Genomic DNA, 3068 nt, shown 5'->3' with positions numbered 1-3068 from the left:
TGAATGGGTTTTGTGCGTGTGTAACAAAGCGCGAGCTATAATGCCTGGCGACGCCCTACTCTTCCGGGGCTTGAGCCACAGTACCATTGGCGCAGTCAGGTTTCACGTCCGAGTTCGGGAAGGGATCGGGTGGGTCACTGACGCTATGGTCACCAAGCAATAGAGCTGGCGCTTTGTTTTTCAATCGATGTCCGTGCACATTATGGAGGTAAGATATTCTGGCTGGCTTAACGACCTTCGATCGACGACAGCTTGATGATCAAGGCTGTCGTTGATGGTGGGACTCTTAAGCGCGAACAGAGCAATTAGGATCGGTTAGCTCCATGCGTTACCGCACTTCCACATCCGACCTATCAACGTCGTGGTCTACGACGGCTCGATGAAATCTTATCTTGAGGGAGGCTTCCCGCTTAGATGCTTTCAGCGGTTATCCCGTCCATACATAGCTACCCAGCTGCGCCCTTGGCAGGACGACTGGTACACCAGAGGTATGTTCAACCCGGTCCTCTCGTACTAGGGTCAACTCCTCTCAAATTTCGACGCCCACGGCAGATAGGGACCAAACTGTCTCGCGACGTTCTGAACCCAGCTCACGTACCACTTTAATTGGCGAACAGCCAAACCCTTGGGACCTGCTCCAGCCCCAGGATGTGATGAGCCGACATCGAGGTGCCAAACGATTCCGTCGATATGAGCTCTTGGGAATCATCAGCCTGTTATCCCCGGCGTACCTTTTATCCGTTGAGCGATGGCCCTTCCACGAGGGACCACCGGATCACTATGACCGACTTTCGTCTCTGCTCGACTTGTCAGTCTCGCAGTCAGGCGGGCTTATGCCATTGCACTCTAACAGACGGTTTCCAACCGTCCTGAGCCCACCATCGCGCGCCTCCGTTACTCTTTAGGAGGCGACCGCCCCAGTCAAACTACCCACCACAGAGGGTCCCTGCACCGGATAACGGTGCGAGGTTAGACATCAGAAAACAGCAGGGTGGTATTTCACCTATGGCTCCACATCAACTGGCGTCGATGCTTCAAAGCCTCCCACCTATGCTACACAGCTCTTTCCTAATGCCACTCTGAAGTTGCAGTAAAGGTGCACGGGGTCTTTCCGTCTAACCGCGGGTACTCCGCATCTTCACGGAGAATTCAATTTCGCTGAGCATATCCTGGAGACAGTGGGGAAGTCGTTACGCCATTCGTGCAGGTCGGAACTTACCCGACAAGGAATTTCGCTACCTTAGGACCGTTATAGTTACGGCCGCCGTTTACCTGGGCTTCAATTCAGAGCTTGCACTCCTCCTCTTAACCTTCAGGCACCGGGCAGGCGTCAGGCCCTATACGTCGTCTTGAAGCCGACTTAGCAGAGCCCTGTGTTTTTGCTAAACAGTCGCTACCCCCTGGCCTGTGCCCCCCACAAAAAGTTGCCTTGATGTGGGGCCTCCTTCTTCCGAAGGTACGGAGGCAATTTGCCGAGTTCCTTCAGGATACTTCTCTCAAACGCCTTGGTATACTCTACCATTCCACCTGTGTCGGTTTAGGGTACGGTCTATACGGTGGGGCTATTTCCTGGGACAACTTCCCTGCCCGGACCAATCCAATAAGGCCGAACAAGTTACGCCATCCGTCACACACCACCAGGCCCACGAATATTAACGTGGTTCCCATCGACTACCCCCTTCGGGCTCGTCTTAGGGGCCGGCTTACCCTGCTCAGATTAGCTTTAAGCAGGAACCCTTGGAATTTCGGCGACAGTGCATCTCACACTGTTAATCGCTACTCATGTCTGCATTCGCACTTCCGATACCTCCACGACCCATTACCAGATCGCTTCAACGGCCTACGGAACGCTCCGCTACCGCTCAGTCAAAGACTGAACCCTAAGCTTCGGTGCATCACTTTAGCCCCGTTACATCTTCGCCGCAGGATCTCTTGTTTAGACCAGTGAGCTGTTACGCTTTCTTTAAAGGATGGCTGCTTCTAAGCCAACCTCCTGGTTGTTTTGGAAATCCCACATGCTTTCCCACTTAGTGATGACTTGGGGACCTTAGCTGTAGGTTAGGGCTGTTTCCCTTTTGACGACGGACCTTAGCACCCGCCGTCTGTCTGCCGAACTAGACTCGTTGGTATTCGGAGTTTGGTTAGTATTGGTAGATCTCGCGACCCCCGCAACCATCCAGTGCTCTACCCCCAACGGCAAATATTCGACGCTCTACCTCAATAGATTTCGCGGAGAACCAGCTATTTCCCGGCTTGATTGGCCTTTCACCCCTAAGCACAACTCATCCGACAATTTTTCAACATTGAACGGTTCGGTCCTCCAGTGCGTGTTACCGCACCTTCAACCTGGTCATGCATAGATCGCCGGGTTTCGGGTCTAATGCATCAAACTATGGTCGCCCTATTCAGACTCGCTTTCGCTGCGCCTACACCTAACGGCTTAAGCTTGCTTGATACACTAAGTCACAGACCCATTATGCAAGAGGTACGCGGTCAGGTCTCGCCTATCCGAAGATATTGGGACCCTCCCACTGCTTGTAGGCATCCGGTTTCAGGTACTGTTTCACTCCCCTCATCGGGGTGCTTTTCACCTTTCCCTCACGGTACTGGTTCACTATCGGTCATGTACGAGTATTTAGGCTTGGAGGGTGGTCCCCCCATGTTCAGACAGAGTTTCACGTGCTCCGCCCTACTCAAGTCCTGAGATATCATTTTCGCATACGGGGCTGTCACCCGCTATGGCCAGACTTTCCAGACTGTTCTGCTAACTATATCCCAGGCACTGGCCTGGTCCGCGTTCGCTCGCCACTACTAACGGAATCTCGGTTGATGTCTTTTCCTCCGGGTACTGAGATGTTTCAGTTCTCCGGGTTCGCCTCACCAAAGCCTATTTTATTCAGCTTAGTGATACCTCTCCCATTTAACACGGGGCCAGATTGCTCTGGACCAGTCTTAAATGGTGAAGGTGGGTTGTCCCATTCGGAAATCGCGGGATCAAAGCTTGCTCACAGCTCCCCCACGCTTATCGCAGCGTGCCACGTCCTTCATCGCCTGTACATGCCAAGGCA

At 53.2% G+C, this 3068-nt stretch carries 2 rRNA genes (1 of these 2 cut by a window edge); both read right to left on the bottom strand.

Annotated features, from left to right (window positions below):
- Positions 1 to 42: 42 nt before the first annotated feature.
- Positions 43 to 157, bottom strand: a 5S ribosomal RNA gene (rrf, locus tag BMX92_RS26570).
- Positions 158 to 286: 129 nt separating this feature from the next.
- Positions 287 to 3068, bottom strand: a 23S ribosomal RNA gene (locus BMX92_RS26565); it runs 27 nt beyond the window's last position.

It is taken from the genome of Sphingobium sp. YR768 (assembly GCF_900111125.1).
Taxonomy (GTDB): domain Bacteria; phylum Pseudomonadota; class Alphaproteobacteria; order Sphingomonadales; family Sphingomonadaceae; genus Sphingobium.
This window is presented reverse-complemented; position numbering and strand designations above follow the sequence as displayed.